The organism is Cellulomonas sp. McL0617 (assembly GCF_049994875.1).
In the GTDB taxonomy this organism is placed as follows: Bacteria; Actinomycetota; Actinomycetes; order Actinomycetales; family Cellulomonadaceae; genus Cellulomonas.
Genome location: NZ_CP188256.1, coordinates 565,409 through 582,383, shown reverse-complemented (window position 1 = coordinate 582,383; position 16,975 = coordinate 565,409). Strand labels below are relative to the sequence as shown.

General features: G+C 73.1%; 11 protein-coding genes. 4 read left to right on the top strand and 7 right to left on the bottom strand.

All coding sequences use genetic code 11. The features are described 5' to 3' along the window. Positions 1 to 57 precede the first annotated feature (57 nt). Positions 58 to 1,968, top strand: coding sequence for an ATP-binding protein (locus ACPPVS_RS02690; RefSeq protein WP_426594435.1), 1,911 nt, complete (start codon positions 58 to 60; stop codon positions 1,966 to 1,968). A gap of 290 nt (positions 1,969 to 2,258) precedes the next feature. Here ACPPVS_RS02690 and ACPPVS_RS02685 read toward each other — a convergent pair whose 3' ends face one another. Next, positions 2,259 to 3,569: a helix-turn-helix domain-containing protein gene (locus ACPPVS_RS02685; RefSeq protein WP_426594434.1), complete on the bottom strand. Its 1,311-nt coding sequence runs from the start codon at positions 3,567 to 3,569 to the stop codon at positions 2,259 to 2,261. Between the two features lie 216 nt (positions 3,570 to 3,785). On the opposite strand from ACPPVS_RS02685, the gene ACPPVS_RS02680 reads away from it, so the two are divergent. The 3 genes from ACPPVS_RS02680 to ACPPVS_RS02670 all read left to right on the top strand — a co-directional run bounded on the left by ACPPVS_RS02680 (position 3,786) and on the right by ACPPVS_RS02670 (position 8,024). Next, positions 3,786 to 6,995, top strand: a complete 3,210-nt coding sequence (locus ACPPVS_RS02680) for an eCIS core domain-containing protein (RefSeq protein ID WP_426594433.1) — start codon at positions 3,786 to 3,788, stop codon at positions 6,993 to 6,995. Further along, positions 6,992 to 7,507: a hypothetical protein gene (locus tag ACPPVS_RS02675; protein WP_426594432.1), complete on the top strand. Its 516-nt coding sequence runs from the start codon at positions 6,992 to 6,994 to the stop codon at positions 7,505 to 7,507. The genes ACPPVS_RS02680 and ACPPVS_RS02675 overlap by 4 nt, the downstream gene beginning before the upstream one ends. A gap of 214 nt (positions 7,508 to 7,721) precedes the next feature. Continuing rightward, positions 7,722 to 8,024 (top strand): DUF427 domain-containing protein, encoded by a 303-nt coding sequence (locus ACPPVS_RS02670; RefSeq protein ID WP_426594431.1) that lies wholly within the window; start codon positions 7,722 to 7,724, stop codon positions 8,022 to 8,024. A 109-nt stretch (positions 8,025 to 8,133) separates the two neighbouring features. Here ACPPVS_RS02670 and ACPPVS_RS02665 read toward each other — a convergent pair whose 3' ends face one another. From ACPPVS_RS02665 to ACPPVS_RS02640, 6 genes are all read right to left on the bottom strand, one after another. Next, entirely contained in the window at positions 8,134 to 10,215 is a 2,082-nt protein-coding gene (locus ACPPVS_RS02665; RefSeq protein WP_426594430.1) for a DEAD/DEAH box helicase, read from the bottom strand. A 69-nt stretch (positions 10,216 to 10,284) separates the two neighbouring features. Then, the gene (locus tag ACPPVS_RS02660; protein WP_426594429.1) at positions 10,285 to 11,058 is read right to left on the bottom strand and encodes an SDR family oxidoreductase; all 774 of its coding nucleotides are present in this window, start codon (positions 11,056 to 11,058) and stop codon (positions 10,285 to 10,287) included. 75 nt (positions 11,059 to 11,133) lie between these two features. Then, positions 11,134 to 13,647, bottom strand: a complete 2,514-nt coding sequence (locus ACPPVS_RS02655) for a glycoside hydrolase family 5 protein (RefSeq protein WP_426594428.1) — start codon at positions 13,645 to 13,647, stop codon at positions 11,134 to 11,136. A gap of 85 nt (positions 13,648 to 13,732) precedes the next feature. Next, a complete protein-coding gene (locus ACPPVS_RS02650) occupies positions 13,733 to 15,238 on the bottom strand; it encodes a D-alanyl-D-alanine carboxypeptidase family protein (RefSeq protein ID WP_426594427.1) in 1,506 nt (501 codons plus the stop codon). Positions 15,239 to 15,496: 258 nt separating this feature from the next. After that, the gene (locus ACPPVS_RS02645) at positions 15,497 to 16,243 is read right to left on the bottom strand and encodes a DinB family protein (protein WP_426594426.1); all 747 of its coding nucleotides are present in this window, start codon (positions 16,241 to 16,243) and stop codon (positions 15,497 to 15,499) included. A gap of 69 nt (positions 16,244 to 16,312) precedes the next feature. Next, positions 16,313 to 16,927: a TetR/AcrR family transcriptional regulator gene (locus ACPPVS_RS02640; RefSeq protein WP_426594425.1), complete on the bottom strand. Its 615-nt coding sequence runs from the start codon at positions 16,925 to 16,927 to the stop codon at positions 16,313 to 16,315. Positions 16,928 to 16,975: the final 48 nt, after the last annotated feature.

The following is a 16,975-nucleotide window of genomic DNA, read 5'->3' as shown; positions in this document are numbered from 1 at the left end:
CGACGCGCGACGGCCGACCGGGGAGAGTACGGACGGGGCGGCCGACGAAGGGACACCATGACGAGCACCACCGCGCTACGCGACGCCGTCGACCGACGAGCCAAGCACGCCCCATGGCCCCCGGAGGACCGTGCCCGCGCGGCGCTCGACGCGCTCGAGCTGGACGACCCGATCGGCGCCGCCGCCGAGCACCTGACGGTCGTCGGCGACATCTTCGGGCTCTCGTCGACCGACCAGGCGCTGCTCGAGATCGCGCTGCTGGCCGAGCTGCACCCGAGCGCTCACCTGCTGCTGGGCCTGCTCTCCGGCGACGAGGGCCCGGCACGCCCGACCGCCGCCCTCGCCCTCGAGCTCGCCGGCGCGAGCGTGGTCGACGCGGCTGCGCGGGCCTGCCTGACCGACGACGGCCCGCTGCAGCGCCGCGGCCTGCTCACGCTGGTGGGCGACGACGTCCTCCTGGCCCGACGCCTCACGGTCCCGGACCGCGTGGTCGCCCGCCTGCTCGGCTCGCACCGGGTGCCGGACCTGGTGGCCCGGGTGCTACGGGACCCGCAGCCGGTGGACGTCGACGGGTACCTCGACGTCGCGGGCGCCATGACGCTCGGCGAGCAGCTGGTCTGGGTGCACGCCCCGGTCGGCACGGCCGGCACCGCGCTCGCGGTCGCGGCTTGTCGCCACGTGGAGGTCGGTTGTCTCGTCGGCGACCTGGAACGTCTCCCGGTCGCGCCGGGCCTGGGCACCGATCCGGTGCTCGTCCGCGAGACCACTCGGGCGCTCGTGCTGGAGGCCGGCCTCGACGGCAGCGTGCTCGTGCTCGCCGGCGCGCACCTCGCGGCCGAGATCTTGGGCGACCTGGACGCCGTCGTACCGGTGATCGCGGTCGGCCGGACCCCCTGGGACCCGCGGTGGGCCGTCGGGCTGCCCGCGGCCGTCGTCGCCGGGCGGCTCACCCGGGACGAGCGCGCGGACCAGTGGCACCGCGTCGTCGGCGAGCACGCGACCACCCGCGACGTGCTCACGCTGCGGATGACGCCCGAGGAGATCAGCGCCGTCGGCCGACGCGCCGAGACCGACGCCGCGCGGGACGGCCGGACGGTCGAGCCTGACGACGTGCGCCTGGCCGCCCGCCGGCTCGGGAGCGCGCACGGCCCGCGCGTCCGCACGAGCGAGTCCCCCGCCACCCTCGACGACCTGGTGCTCCCGACGCACACGCGCCGCGAGGTCGAGCGGCTGATCGGCTGGGCCCGCGACCGCGACGAGGTGCTCGCGCTCGGGGAGCTGCAGGGCAAGGGCGGCAAGGGCAGCGGGATCTGCGCGCTGTTCTCGGGCAGCCCCGGGACCGGCAAGACTCTCGCGGCCCACGTCGTGGCCGACTCCCTCGGCATGGACCTGTTCCAGGTGGACCTGTCGGCGGTCGTCGACAAGTACATCGGCGAGACCGAGAAGAACCTCGAACGCGTCTTCACGCAGGCGGAGTCGCTCAACGCCGTGCTGTTCTTCGACGAGGCCGACTCGCTGTTCGGCAGCCGGTCCTCGGTCTCCGACGCCCGCGACCGGTACGCCAACCAGGAGGTCTCCTACCTGCTGCAGCGGATGGAGGCGTCCGAGGGCATCACGGTGCTGGCGACCAACCTGCGCGGCAACCTCGACCCGGCCTTCGCCCGTCGGCTGCACTTCATGGTCCATTTCCCGGACCCCGACGAGCCCACCCGCCAGATGCTCTGGGAGCACCACCTGGCGCAGCTCCCGCACACCGACCCGGACGACCCGATGGACATCGCTTTCCTGGCCCGCAGCCTCGAGGTGGCCGGCGGCGACATCCGCAACATCGTCCTGGCGGCCGCCTACGACGCGGTCGCCGAGCAGCGCGCGGTCGGGATGCGGGACGTGCGCGCGGCGACCGTGCGGGAGATGTCCAAGCTCGGTCGACGTACCGGCGACGCCCGCTGGACCGACGACGGGTCGTAGCGGGCGTGCCGGCGTCGCCGCACCCCGGGGGCCGAGCGCGGCGACGCGTCGATCGACAGGTTCAGATCATCTTGCAGCACGGTGAGGCGAGGACGTGGGCCGCGCCGGCGGGTGCGGCTGCACCGACCAGACCGGTCACGGCGGCCAGTGCGATGACGAGGGAGACGCTGAGCTTCTTCATGGGGGAACCTTCCAGGGGGCGTCCGGACTCTCCGGTACACCCCGCATGGTCCCCAACCCTGTGTCTGTGGCGCAATGACGCGAGCCGATGCGGGTATAGACAACCCGGCTCAGACCTGCGGCGGGAGCCCCACCGAACCGCGGATCCCGGCCGCGGCGAGCGCACGGGCGTAGGCCTCGACGACCCGCTCGTCGTCGTCGCCCGCCATCCGCAGACGGTCCCCGATGCGCCTCCAGAGGGTTGCCGCTGACCGGCCCGACGAGATCATGTCGAGCAGCTCGGCCGCGTAGCGGTACTCCTTCACGGCCTCGGTCCGCGAGCTCTGCGCCAGCAGCGCGTCGCCCAGCGCCTCGTGGGCGGCCGCCGCGTCGCGGCGCACACCGTCGCCCAACAGCTCGACGGCCTGGACGGCGTGCCGCTGGGCGGCGGACACGTCTCCCAGCAGCAGGGTGGCTCGGGACCGCACGGCTGCGGCACGAGCGAGCTCGACCCGGGACTCGTCGATCTCGAGCGCGATCTGAGCGGCGTCGAGCTCGCGCAGCGCCTCCGCCGCGCGCGGGGGGTCCACCGAGACGAGCAGGAAAGCCCGGTCGAGCCGGAGCCGGGGCAGGTCGCGGTTGGCCTCGCGGGTGTCCGCCAGGGCGATCGCCGCGTCGAGCTGGACGAGGGCCGCATCCATGTCGCCCAGGGCGTCGTCGATGAACGCGAGGTTCCAGTGGACGGACGAGACCGCCTGCCGTGTTCCCTGCCGCTTCGTACGCTCGAGCAGCTGACGGCCGCGGACGCGCGCATAGGTGGTGTCGCCGCGGGCGATGTACGCCCAGATGACCGTGGACTCCAGACGGACGACCTCGTCGGAGCTCGCCACCTCCGGGGGCAGCTGCGCGAGCAGCTCCTCGCCGCGCTGGACGGCACGGTGCACGTCCGCGAACTCGGTCAGGGCCATGACGATCCGCATGGCCGCGTAGCCGGCCTGGGTGTAGCGGCGCGCGGCGAGCAACGTCCCGCAGACGTCCTCGAGCACCGCGATCGACGCCTCGAGGTCGCCGGCCAGGTCGAGCGCCTCGGCCCTGGCCAGCCCGACCCGTGCCGCGGTGTCGACGTCGAGCAGTGACACGTCTGTCGCCGCGAGCAGCCCGACCGCCGCACGGGGATCCCCCGACCGCGAGAGGCGTCGCGCGGCGACGATGTCCCCTTCCGCGAGCCGGTACTCGGGTGCTCGCTCGCCCTCGAGGAGGAACGCGACGGAGACGCCGAGCGCCGCAGCCACCCGGGCGAGTGCCTGACCGCCCAGCTCACGCTTCCCGCGCTCGATGTGCGAGATGTACGTCGGGTGAAGACCGGACCTCCGGGCAAGCTCGCCCTGGCTCAGCCCGGCCTTCTCGCGGGCGTCGCGGACGTGGTGGTTGAGCGAGGTCACGGACTCACGATAGGGAGCGGCGGTGGCCCGCTGCACCACGTCGTCGGACGGATCGGTCGAGTTGGCCGATTTCCGGGGACGGTGCGGCGGGGGCGAACGGGTGATCTGTGCTGGACACGGCAACCTGCGTACCCCTTACTGATGTCGGGCGGCCTACGCACCGGCACCCTGAGCCTGGGGGATCTGTGTCCTCGCCCGAACTGCCCGGAGGTCCTTGTGAGCAGCCACGACGCACGCGTTCCCGTCGCTGCGGGTACGCAGTCCGCGCCCGCAGCCGAGCGGACGGCGTCGACGCCGATCGCGTCGGGCCCGGCGTCGCCCGCACCCGTCCCCGGGCTCACGGTCGGGCACGCCGAGGACCCCGCGGAGCACGCCGCGGACCGCATGGCGGACAGCGCGCTGGACCGGCTGCACCGGTCGCAGGCGACCGCAGGGGCGAGCCCCGACGCCCACGCGCACGACCCGGGGTGCGGCCACCTGCGCCGGTCGGCCACGCCGACCCCGGCAGCGACCGTCGGCCTCGCCGGCGGCGCCCTCGACGAGGCGTCCAGCGACCGGATCGAGTCCGCCCGCGGCGACGGCGCCCCGCTCCCCGACGGTGTGCGCCGGCGCATGGAGACGGGGTTCGGCACGAGCCTGGGCCACGTGCGCGTGCACGACGACGCGCAGGCGAGCGCGCTGAGCGCCGGGATGAGCGCCGAGGCGTTCACCACCGGGAACGACATCTTCTTCGGCGCCGGGCGGTTCGCCCCCCAGACGCCCGCCGGCGAGCAGGTCCTGGCGCACGAGATCGCCCACGTCCTCACGGAGGGCGGCGGCACGGCGCCGGCCACCACACGCCGCCTCTTCGGCAAGAAGAAGACCCCCGAGGAGAAGGCCGCCAAGGCCGCCGCCAAGCGCGAGGAGGAGGCCAAGGCCGCCCGCGTCAAGCAGAGCAAGAAGACCGAGAAGACCGAGCAGGCGAGCCTCAAGGAGTCGCGCAAGCAGGGCATCGCGGGCCGCGAGGCGCTCACGACCGAGCTGTACGACACCACCAGCGACGCGCCGCAGGCGCCGGTCTCGGGCAAGGTCAACGACGCCGGCCAGGTGCCGATGGCCAAGGACGCGACGAGTGCGCGGGTGGTCGGCCTCACGCAGCGGTTCGACGCGGCCCTGCTGCGCGAGAAGGAGGTCTTCGAGCAGCTGAAGGCCAAGAAGCTCGGGGGTTCCGACGAGAAGCGCGCGGAGATCGCCTACGACCAGGTGTGGAAGGGCGAGTACAAGGACCTCAACGCCGTCCGCCCGCCGCGCGAGACGGCCGCCGAGCGCCTGGTGATCCAGGTGCGCCAGGCGCGGGGCGAGGCCGCCGGGACGGAGAGCGCCGCGGAGCAGGAGAAGGCGGTCCTCAAGGTCAAGATGCTCCCGAAGGAGGTCGAGGCCGCCTACGAGCGCATGGTCACGCACCGCAACGACCTGATGAAGAAGGACCCCAAGCGCAGCGAGGTGCTCGCGCAGGACGAGGCGTACGAGCTCATCAAGAAGGGCATGCCGGTCAAGGACCAGGGGCTGCTCCCCCCGAAGGACGGTCCCCTGGACCAGGCCGCGTTCACCGCTGCGGAGGGCCGGGTCGCCGCGCGCGACAAGCAGGCCAAGCGCGATGCGTCGACCATCGAGGAGAACCTCATGCTCCTCGACCCGGCCAAGCGCGCCGGCGCCGAGAAGAAGCCCGAGCACACCCAGGAGACGCTGGACACCGTCAAGACCGTCGGCTCGGGTGTCGGCCTCGGCAAGACGGTCATCAACGGCCTCGGCGGTGGCATCGCGGGGATGGTCGGCACCAAGCAGGACGCCGGCCTGCGCGCGCAGCAGGGCGTCGTGAAGGACAAAGAGTTCACCACGCACCTGCCGGGCGTCGTCGACCAGGGCGTCGGCGAGGCCGTGCGCAGCGGTGAGCGTGCCAACAAGCAGCTCGCCACGGGCCAGTCGAGCTGGAAGGACCAGTCGCTCCCGCAGTCCGACGCGACGAAGGCCAAGTTCGGCATCGGCCAGGTCACCGGCATCCTGTCGGGTCTCATGACGGCCGTGCAGTCCGCGATGCAGATGGTCGAGTCGGCCCAGCAGGCGTGGAGCACGAAGGACCCGTACGAGGCCCTCAAGGCCACCAAGGCCGGAGCCGTCGGGCTAGACGGGCTGGTCAGCGTGGCCAAGAACTCCGCCAACCTGGCCAAGCTCATCGACAGCGGCGTGGCCGACGGGGTCAAGCAGGTGATCCCGGGCCTCGACATCGCGACGTCGGCGCTCGCCATGGTGCGGGGCGTCACCGAGGTGGCCTCGGCGGGCATGCGGCAGCGCGAGACGGACCTCACCATGTTCGAGGCGCGTGCGGGCAGCGGCGAGAAGGTCAACGTGATGGTGTACCCGCTGATGAAGGTGTCGCAGGTCTACACCAAGCACCTCGAGCAGCAGTGCTGGTCGCTGGGCGTGAGCATCATCAACTTCAGCACGTCGGTCGCCCAGGTGGCCTCGGCGGGTGGGTTCGGCGTCCCCGCGGCGATCAAGGCTGCCACGGCCGTCATCGACAACCTGCACAAGATCGCCCACTACATCGCGAGCAAGCTGCTCAACCAGATGGCCAAGACGGCGGAGAAGGAGTCCGCGGTCATGCACCTGGAGGGCGGCGCCGAGGACGAGCTGAAGAAGCACCCGAAGATGGCCGTCGACGGCATCATCATGAAGGCCGCCGCCGGCGACAGGACCGCCCAGCAGTTCCTCTCGAACTACCGCATCGACGGCAAGCCGATCACGCCCGACTACGTCCGGCAGATCAAGCCGCGCCCGGTGAAGCCGTTCAACCCGAAGGCGAAGCCGGACGCGAAGGAGGAGCAGACGAGCAACGACGCGCTCCTGGTCAAGATCCGTGCGGTCGTGCTGGAGGGCATGGACACCAACGCCGACCCGCAGTCGATGTTCGAGGACCTGAAGAAGAAGGCCAAGCCGGTGACCGGTGCGCTCGCGGGCGTGTCGGAGGCGTGGGCCGAGACGGACGAGCTCGCCCAGAAGCGCAACCAGCAGGCCAAGGACGGCAAGCTCGGCGCCAACACCAAGACGGACCGCGGCCTGGGCTGGCGGATCCGGCAGCTCTTCGCGTCCGAGAACCGCGGCATGCTGAAGGAGAAGACCTCCGCGCTGGGCAAGACGGAGTCCCTGCCGCCGGGGGTCGTGTGCGTCGTCGGCGACCTGCAGCTCAAGGACCAGGCGAGCCCGCCGGACATCAAGAAGTTCACGGACTCGCTGACCGCACAGGCGATCGAGGCCGAGCTCAAGCGCACGCCGCGCCGCAACAGGCCCGAGTGGATCGAGTTCCTGCGCGAGGCGCTGCGCAACAAGTCCGCCAAGGCCGCCCCGTCGAGACCCTCGTCGCCCGCGCCGGTCCCGGTGGCCCCGTGAGCGAGGATCCGTTCCTCACCCTGGTGGCGGACGCGCTCGCGTCTGCCGGCCGAGACCTGCAGATCGACGCGAGCCTGATGGCGATCGACATCGAGTCGGTGGACCCCACGATCGGCTCGGTGCTCGGCGTGGTGCGCCCGGTGGCGCGTGCCGTGACGTTCTACGTCGTGCATCCGACCCTCGTGCCGGCGACCGAGTTCGCGGACGTGTGCGCCCTGATCCTGCGCGCGACGTCCGACCTGCTGGACGCCGCCCTCGAGATCGACTTCTCGACGGGATCGGTGGCCTACCGCTCGCCCGTCCTGCTGGGTGACCTGGAGCTCGACGTCGAGTCTCTCGGCCTCCTGCTGATCGCGTCCGTCGAGGCCGTCGAGGAGACCGCGGCCCGCTACCGGGACCTGCTCGACGCCGTGATCCTAGGCGAGCTCGACCCCGCCGTCGCGGCCGCCCAGGCACGGCGCGCGCCCTTGGACGAGCTCCAGGTAGAGCTCGACGAGCTCGAAGGTCGCTGACCGGACCCGGCGACGGGCCGATGCCTCGGCCCCGAGAACGGCAGTTCGGCGCGAGAACGGCAGTCTGAACTGCCGTTCTCGCGTGGAACTGCCGTTCTCGCCGCGCCCGCGCCGGGTGGGTGGGGAGTGGGTCAGGTTGCTCGGCGGGCGTCCAGGGCGTCTGATGGCAGCCGGTGCCGACGCGCGGCGCCCGGACACGCGGATCGGGAGACACATGAAGGCAGTGGTGGGCGGGACGGTCATCGCCGAGGCACCCGTGGAGGACCTGATCAAGATCGAGGGGAACTGGTACTTCCCGCCGTCGAGCGTCAACGAGGACTACGTCTCGACGAGCCCGACGCCCTACACCTGCCCCTGGAAGGGCGAGTGCCAGTACCTGACGGTGACCGTGGACAACGACGTGCTGCCCGACCGCGCGTGGCGCTACCCGAACCCGTACCCGACCGCGTTCGACCGCGTCGGCAAGGACTTCACCGACTACGTCGCGTTCTGGAAGGACGTCAAGGTCGTCGAATAGCTCCAGGTGCGGGTGGAGCGCACGGGTTCCCGACCCGTGCAGTGTGCTGGGATACCGCTTGCGCACGGTCTCCGCGGTTCTGCTGCCGGAAAGGCAGGGGCGTCGACGATCAGCTGCGCAGCGCGAGCGCGAAGGGCAGGACCGCGGAGGCACCGCTCGACCTGACGGCACGCGCGGCGACCGTCGCCGTCCAACGGCTGTCCACCAGGTCGTCGACGAGCAGCACCGGCCCGGGCGGGAGCGCCAACGGTGACGCGTCGAACCGTTGCCAGACGGCCGCCAGCCGGAAGGCGCTGCTGCCGCCCGGCTCGCCGGTGGGGCCGCCGTCGACGTAGGACAGGGCACCCGCGTAGGGCAGGCGGCCGACCTCGGCGAGGCCCCGGGCGAGGGAGGCGACCAGGAGCGGGCGACGACGCGCGGGCATCGCGACCACCGAGGTGGGGCGTTCCTCCCAGCCCCACTCCGCGAGCACGCGGACGCACGCGGCGAGCAGGGCCGGGGTGATCGGAGCGTCGGCGGCGCCCGGCGCGAAGATCTCGCGCAGGGTGTTGCCCCACCCCAGGTCGGTCAGGCGTGCGAGGGCGCGGCCCTCGGCGGCGCGCTCGTCCATCGGGATGCGGCCGCGGACACCCAGGCGTTCGACCCCCACCGGCCACTGGGCGCGCGGCTCGACGGCGACGCCGACCCGATCGATCCCGCGGGCAGCGGACTCCGAGGCGGTCGACGTCACGTCGACCGGGTACCAGGCGCCCGCGCACGAGTCGCAGCGGCCGCACGGGACCGCGGTGTCGTCGTCGAGGGAGCGCTGCAGGAACTCCATGCGGCACCCGTCGGTGCGCTCGTACTCGATCATGTGCTGCTGCTCGGCGGTGCGAGCGGCGGCGATGCGCTCGTACCGCGACGCGTCGTAGGTCCAGGGCCGGCCCGTCGACTCCCAGCCGCCGCGCACCCGACGGACGGCGCCGTCGACGTCGAGCACCTTGAGCAGCAGCTCGAGCTGGGTGCGGCGGACATTGACCAGGGCCTCCAGCGCGGGCGTCGAGAGCACCGAGCCGTCGGCCAGCTCCCGCAGCACGCGCGACGCCCGGTCCTGCGACGGCATCGACGCCGTCGCGAAGTACTGCCAGATGTCGCGGTCCTCGGGGCCGGGGAGCAGGAGCACGTCGGCGGAGGCGGTGGCGCGGCCGGCGCGGCCGACCTGCTGGTAGTAGGCGACCGGCGACGAGGGCGCGCCGAGGTGCAGGACGAAGCCGAGGTCGGGCTTGTCGAACCCCATGCCGAGCGCGCTCGTGGCGACCAGGGCCTTGACCTCGTTGGCCTTCAGGGCCGACTCCAGGCCCTCGCGCTCCCCCGGATCCGTCTGGCCGGTGTACGCACGCACGTCGTGACCCGCCTCGCGCAGCAGGCGGGCGGTGTCCTCCGCCGCCGACACCGTGAGCGTGTAGATGATGCCCGAGCCGGGCAGCTCGGCCAGGTGGCCGAGCAGCCAGCCGAGCCGGCTCTTGGCGTCGGGCAGCCGGAGCACGCCGAGCCGCAGCGAGGACCGAGCCAGGGGGCCGCGGATGGTCAGGACCGACGACCCGCCGAGCTGCTCGGCGACGTCGGAGACGACCCGGGCATTCGCCGTGGCCGTCGTCGCCAGGACCGGGACGTCGGGCGGGATGGCGGCGATGAGGTCGCGCAGGCGGCGGTAGTCCGGGCGGAAGTCGTGGCCCCAGTCGCTGATGCAGTGCGCCTCGTCGACCACCAGCATCCCGAGCCGCTCGACCAGCGCGGGCAGCTGGGTCTCGCGGAACGCCGGGTTGTTCAGCCGCTCCGGCGAGACGAGCAGCACGTCGACCTCGTCGGCCGCCAGCGACGCCAGCAACGAGTCCCACTCGTGCGCGTTGGTCGAGTTGATGGCGACGGCGCGGACACCGGCTCGTTCCGCGGCCGCTACCTGGTCGCGCATGAGCGCGAGCAACGGCGACACCAGCACGGTCGGCCCGGCTCCCCGGGTGCGCAGCAGCATCGTCGCGACGAAGTACACCGCCGACTTGCCCCAGCCGGTGCGCTGCACCACCAGCGCCCGGCGATGCTCGTCGACGAGCTGCTCGATCGCCTCGAACTGCCCGTCGTGGAACGTGGCCGCGGGATTGCCGACGAGGCGCCGCAGGACCGTCAGCGCCTCGTCGTAGGTGGAAGCCGTCACCCCGCCAGCCTGCCAGCCGGCGGGGACATCCCGTGCCCGTCATGCGCAGGTGGAGATCCGGGGACGAGCTCACCAGGTCGAGTCGCCGCGCAGCACGACGTCCGACCCGCCGTCGATGAAGATGACCTGCCCGCACAGGTGCGTGTTCTCCTCGCCGACCAGCCAGGCGAGGAGCGCGGCGGGTGTGGACGGCTCCATGAACCCCCGCAGCGGCATCGGGATCATCGACGCCATCCCGGCCCGCTTCTCGGGCGTCGCCAGCATGTCCGCCATCATCGGCGTCCGGACGATGCCCGGGCCGACGGCGTTCAGCGGGATGCCCGCACCGGCCCAGTGCTCGGTCGCGGCCGACCGCCGCACCCACCGGCTGACGGCCACCTTGGTGCTGTTGTAGATCCGGCCGCCGTGGCCGGTGTCCACCAGCGTCTGCGCGCGGTCGAGCGCGCCGGTCTCGTCGTTCGCCAGGCACCGGTCCACCAGCGCGTCGTCGTGCGGCAGCAGGCTGGCCACCGACGAGGTCACGACGGCGCGGGGCGACGGTGAGCCGGCGAGCAACGGGCGCAGGCCCTCGAGGGTGGCGAGCGCACCGAAGTAGTTGACGGCGACGTCCGGCACCCCGGTGTTGGCCAGGCCGGCGATCGCGGCGACCGCGTCGACGGTGCCGCCGCTCAGCTCACCCACGCGCCGCACCAGGTCCGCCCGGCCGGTCGGCGTGCTGAGGTCGACGACGACATCGCTCCCGTGCAGGTCCACCCCGATCACGCGTTCTCCGCGAGACTCGAGCAGCGCCGCCGTGGCCCGCCCGATCCCGGACGCGGCACCCGTGACGACCACCGTGCGCACCCTTGGCTCCTTCGCTCCGAGTTGAGACCACTGTGGCTCGCCTCGGCGCGTCGCGCGCGTCGGACCGCCCAGCTGCTACGTGATCGTCACCGTGTAGCTGCCCGTGGCGCAGCCCGTCACGCGCCAGCCGCCCTCGACCTTCGTCGCGGTCGCGTCGGTGACGCCGGTCGTGCTCAGCACGGGCGTGGCCTCGCCCGGCACCCAGATCTCGAGCCGGCAGCTGGCGGCGGGGTCGTCGACGGACGCGGCGAACGAGAGGTCCGCACCGCCCGAGGTCAGCGAGTCGAGCCGCCCCGGGAACGCCTGCGGGTACGCCCGGCTCAACGGCTCGGCGAACCCCGCCGGCGGCGGGGTCGAGGCACCCGTCGCGCAGTCGACCGAGACCAGGTTGCCGGAGCGCTCGGCGTCGGCGTCGGTCTCCGGTGATCCGCAGCCCTGCCGCCACACCCAGAACGCACCTCCGACGCCGAGCCGGTCCTGCGCGGCGACGAAGCGCTGCACCTTCCCGCCGTCGACGGACGGGTCGCCGAACCAGCCCCACTCCCCCAGCCACAGCGCCGCACCGTACGAACGCGCGGCCTGCGCGGACATCGTCAGGTTCCGCTCGATCGAGGCGATCGTCAGGCCGAGGCTCTGGTCGAGGGTGATCGACTCGCTGTACGGGTGCGGGGCGAAGACGAGCTGCGTGTCGGAGGTGAACCCCGGCGGCGGCGTCACGTCGAAGCCGAGCCCCGACCACAGCACGCTCGGCTCGAAGAACACCAGGTGCGTGAACCCGGGCTTCTCGGCGGCGCGGATCGCCGAGATGGCGGCGGCGTAGTAGCGACCCAGGAGGAGGCCGCTGCTGACCGGCGGGTCGGCGCCGATGCCCGGCTCGTTGAGCAGGTCGTAGCCCGCGACCGCGGGCTCGTCGGCGAAGGCCGCGGCGACCGTGGCCCACGTCGTGACCAGCTCGGCCTGGATGCCGTCGCGGTCGGTGTAGAAGTTGCTGAACGCCGTCGCGACGGCCGGCGACAGGTCGCGTGCCATGAACTGGCAGTACGCGGCGCCGTCGGTGAGCGTCGCCCACGCCGGGGCGCCGTCCCACCCGGTCGTCGGCGAGGTCCCGCCCCCGCAGTGCGCGTCGGGCCGGGCCAGCGCATTGCCCCAGGCGTCCTCGTGCAGGTCGAGCACGGTGTAGACGCCGTGCTTCTTGGCCAGCGCGACCGTGGCCTCGACCTGGTCGAGGTAGTCCTGGTCGAACGCTCCCCGGGTCGGCTCCAGCCGCGACCAGGACATGCCGAGCCGCACCACGTTGAAGCCCATGGCCGCGATCTGCGCGAAGTCCTGGTCGGTGGGCGGCGACGTCGCGGGGACCGCGGGGTCGCGCAGGTAGTAGTCGATGAGCTGGTTCACGTTGACGCCGCGCAGGAGCACCCGCCGCCCGGTGACGTCGCCGATGACGGGCAGGCCGCCTTCGTCGCGGGCGGGCAGCAGGTGCAGGCGCTCCATCCCACCGCTCGCGGCGACGGCGGTGGTGGCCGGCGGTCCCGGAGGGGGCGTCGGCACGACGAGCGGGACGACGAGCACCACCACGGCCGTTCCGACGACGGCCCAGGCGGGCACGCGCGAGACCCGCGCGCGCCAGCGCCAGGTGATGCCGGTGACCACGGCGGCGACCAGCCCGACGCCCACCCCGTAGCCGATCCCCGCGGCGAGGGCGAGCAGGGTGGTCGCCAGGAACCAGCTGTCCGGCCCGGCGTGGTCGAGGTGCCCGGTCGCGGCGCCGACCACGGCCCCGAGCACCCCGAGGCCCAGCCCGCCGACGATCGCGCCGAGCCAGGCTGCCAGCGCGGCCTCGTCGGGAAGCCGGCGCAGCGCCGCCCGGACGGTGATCGCGAACAGGCCGAGGAACACGAGCAGCCCGGCGACCGCGCCGAGCGCGCTGGCGGTGCTGGTGGGCGCGAGCAGGGGTCCGGCGAACGCGTAGCCCGTCGGTCCGCCGCGCCACGACGTGCTGCCGATCGCGGCCAGGGCGACGACGACGACCATGACGGCGACGACGAACCCGCTGCCCCACGCCGTCTTCGTCGTGACCCGTTCGGCGTGCCGACTCCCGTACGCGAGCGCCGCCGCGAGACCGACCAGCGGCCCGGCGACCAGACCCTTGAGCCCGGCGAAGCCGCTCGTCGACACGGCGAACGTGAGCGCGGAGGTGAAGCTCAGGTGCGGGCCCACCAGCGGCAGGGCGGCGGCGAACCCGGTCGCGGCCGCGGCGAGCGCGACGGCCCCGACGACGCTCGCCCACGTGACCCCGAACAGGAACCGGCGTCGCACAGGGCCACGCCCGACCAGGAGCACCGGCAGCATCGTGGCGACGAGCAGGACCGGCAGCCCGACCAGCAGCGGGGCCCACTGGTAGACGCCGCCGAACCGCAGGACCGGCATCCCGGCCCCACCAACGGGCGCGAGCAGGCCGGTCGGATCGACCACCGCCAGCACCGCGACCAGCAGCAGGATGGTCGCGCCGGCGAAGGCGGACGCTCGGACCTCCGGGCGGCGCAGCAGTGTGCGCCGCCGGCGCGAGGACGTCGTCGTCTGGTCAGCCATGGTGAGCGCGAAGCCTAACGGCAGAAACCTGAACGCACGTCCAAGTCACCCGATCGGCCGCTGGACGAGCCGTCGCGCGCCGCGGTCAGGGGGTCGGCGCGACCGGCTCGGTCGGGCTGGGATCCGTCGTCGGGGTGTCCGTGGGACCCGGGGACGGGGTCGGCGTCGCCGGCTCGCTCGGGGTCGGCTGGTCGCTCGGGGTGGGCGACGGGGTCGTCGTTGGCGTCGGGGTCGGGGTCGGATCGGGCGTCGGCGACGCCGTCGGTGTCGGCGTCGGGTCGGGCGTCGGGCTCGGCGACGGGGTCGGCTGCTCGGCGACGGGTTCGACGGGCGCCGCCGGGGTTGCGGTGTTCGGCTGACCATCGACCGTGATCGGTGTCGACGTGCCCGTCCCGCGGTCGTCCGTCGTGCCGAACTCCCAGTGCCACGGCTCGTGCGGCCCGCGACCGCCCTGGTCCATGTACGTGGGGTGGTGCCAGCCGAAGAGCACAGCGTTGACCTTCAGCCACGCATACTGCGCGGACCCGTAGCTGTCGACCCCGTCGCCGACGTCGATCGCGAGGCCCCAGCCGTGGTTCGACGTACCGGGCTCCGCGGCGAGCCCGCCCTTGGCGGCCTTGGTGAGCACCTGGTCGACGAGGCTGCGGTAGGAGTCGGAGATCACCATGTCGTGACCGAACGCCTGGTGGTAGGCCACGTTCATCCGCTCCAACGCCGCGGCCGCGTCGCAGCGCAGGTGCTGCTGGGGGGCGAACGAGAGCACGCAGAGCACGTCGAGCGGGATGTTGCCGTTGGTGTAGCCGTCGGTCGAACGGGCCTGCTGGTCCGCCAGGAGGATCGCGGCCTTCGTCGCGTCGTCGGCGGTGGTGAACGCCTGCTGGGCGGCGAGCGTGATGCCGTCTGCGGCGTCCCGAGCCTGCGCGGCGTACGTGGCCGTGGCGACGACGTCGCGGCCGTCGGCGGACGCGTGCGTGGCCGCGACGGCCGCGTCGAGGGCGGCGACGTGAGGGTCGGTGCCGACGAGGAGCCGGGCCAGCGCCGCGTTCTGCGCGGACTGGTCGGCGAGGTCGAGGGCGACCAGGAGCACGTCCGTCTCGACGCCCTTGACCACCTTGGACGCGGCCGAGAGGTCACCGCCGTCGACCTGCTGGCGAGCGTCCACCACCCGGGGAGGCAGCTGCTCGACGGTCAGTGCCGACCCGGTCGTCGGCGGCGGCTCCACCACCTGTGCGACCAGATCGGTCACGTCGATGGAGGGCGGCTCGGAGGGGGTCGGGACGGTGGTCGGATCCGTGGGGGTCGGGACAGCGCTCGGATCGACGGTCGGACCCGCGACGGCCGGGTCGGTGGCGCTCGGCTCGGTCGTCTCCGGCGGGGTTCCGACGAGGGTGACGGTGGCCGCCTCGATCGCCGTCACCCGCACGCCGAGGCGCACCAGGGCGGCCCGGTACGCCGCGCTCGTCGGCTCGGGCGGGACCTGCTTGTCGGTGATCGGACGGCTGGCCACCGCGTGCTCGTGCGGTGTCGGCACGCCCACCGAGGCCGCCGGAGCGAATGAGACGGCGGCCAGGAGCACCGCCAGGAACGTCACGGAGGAGCCGATCGCGCCGGGCCGTGCGCGCCACCCACCGGGAACCGGGCGCGCTCGGTGCCGCGCTCGTCTCGTCCACCGTGGTGCCGGCACTACGCCCCTCTGCAGAATTCCGTCAGTCGACAATGTCACTGCCGGCGCCGCACGTCGACTGGCAGCGTCGTCACACCCCGCCTCGCGGCGACTCGAGCGAGGCTCGCGGACCGCGGCGAACAGGGCGTGAGCCGCGGACAACGGCGAGGTGAACGATGTCCGATTTCACCCGTGCTCGGTGGTCGCCGCGATCAGGTCGAGGTCACGCAGGGCGAAGCGGCGGTGCTCCCACTCCTCCTCGAGGATGACGTGGAGGCAGTGCCGGACGGTCTCCGTGACCTGCGGGGCGTGCGGGTTGCGCCGCTCGGCGTCGAGCTGCTCCGGCGTGACGGTCGCGAGGAAGTCGCGGACCATCGCGACGCGGCCCGCGCGGACCTCGAGGACCTCGTCGTACGACGGCATCGGCCGGTCGACCACGGCGTCGCGCGCGGACGAGTCGGGCTGACCGATCGGGTGGAACGGCTCGGTGCGCTCGAGGACCGCCTTGCCCAGCCACACGTCGGTGGCGTGCACCAGGTGCCGCAGCGTCTGCGCGAACGACCACTCGCCGCCCACCGACACGTCGACGGTGCCCGCCGGCATCGTCGCGACCCGCTCGAGCGTGGCCGCCCACGCGTCCTGCAGGACCTCCCAGGCCGCGCGCAGGCCGTCCGGGTCTGCCGCCCGGCGCTGCGAACGACCCGGGAACCGGCGGTCGAGCTCGGCCTCGACCAGCGGGGCCACGTCCACCCCGTTGATCCAGAAGGAGCTGCCCTCGTCAGCGATCCAGGGTGCGTCGATGTCGGCGTTCGCGGCATCGACCCCCCGCATCACGACGCCGGACAGGTCGGACTCGACGAACCGCGCGTCGCGCAGGTTCACGCCGACGAACTCGGCGCCCTGCAGCTGGTCGTCCTGCGTGAAGCGGGGCATGGCGCCTCCTGGGCCGGGTCCCGTCATCGTTCCAGCGACCACCGACACGGGCCACGCGAGCGGCAGGGCTCACGGTGACGGGGCGACTCCGCCGGCGAGGGCGTCGAACAGCCGGTCGAGGCGCGCGCGGTGGTCGGCCAGCACGCCGATCTCGTCGTCGCCCGCCATGAGCCGGCGCGCGGTCTCCACCAGGACGGTGCCGTAGCCGGCGACGAAGAACGCCGCGAACAGCATGCCGTCGCCCTCGAACGTGGGGTCGTCCTCGATCGCCTCGGCGAGCGAACGCTGTAGGTCGGCGGCGATCTCCCTGGCGCGGGCGCGCAGCGCGGGCGATCCGGCGACGGTCCGGAAGAAGGGGACCGACCGCGGGTCGAGGCCGGACAGCGGGTGCCGCTCGTCGACGAGCGTGGAGGCCACCCCGCGCAGGGACGTCAGGACGTCGACGCCCTCGCCGCGGTCGCGCACCGCCGAGCGCAGGAGTGCGTCGGCGTCGTCCGAGCGGTCCAGGAACAGGTCCTCCTTGCGCGGGAAGTGGTTGAACACCGTCACGCTCGAGACGCCGGCCTCCCGGGCGATCTCCGCGACCGTGACCGCGTCGTAACCCCGCTCGAGGAACAGGGCAGCCGCCACCTCCGCGATCCGCGCACGCGTCTGCGGCCCCCCACGCTCGCTGCTCCTGGCCATGCGCCCCACTCTCTTGTGTAACTAAACTTAGTCAGTTAATCTAGTGGC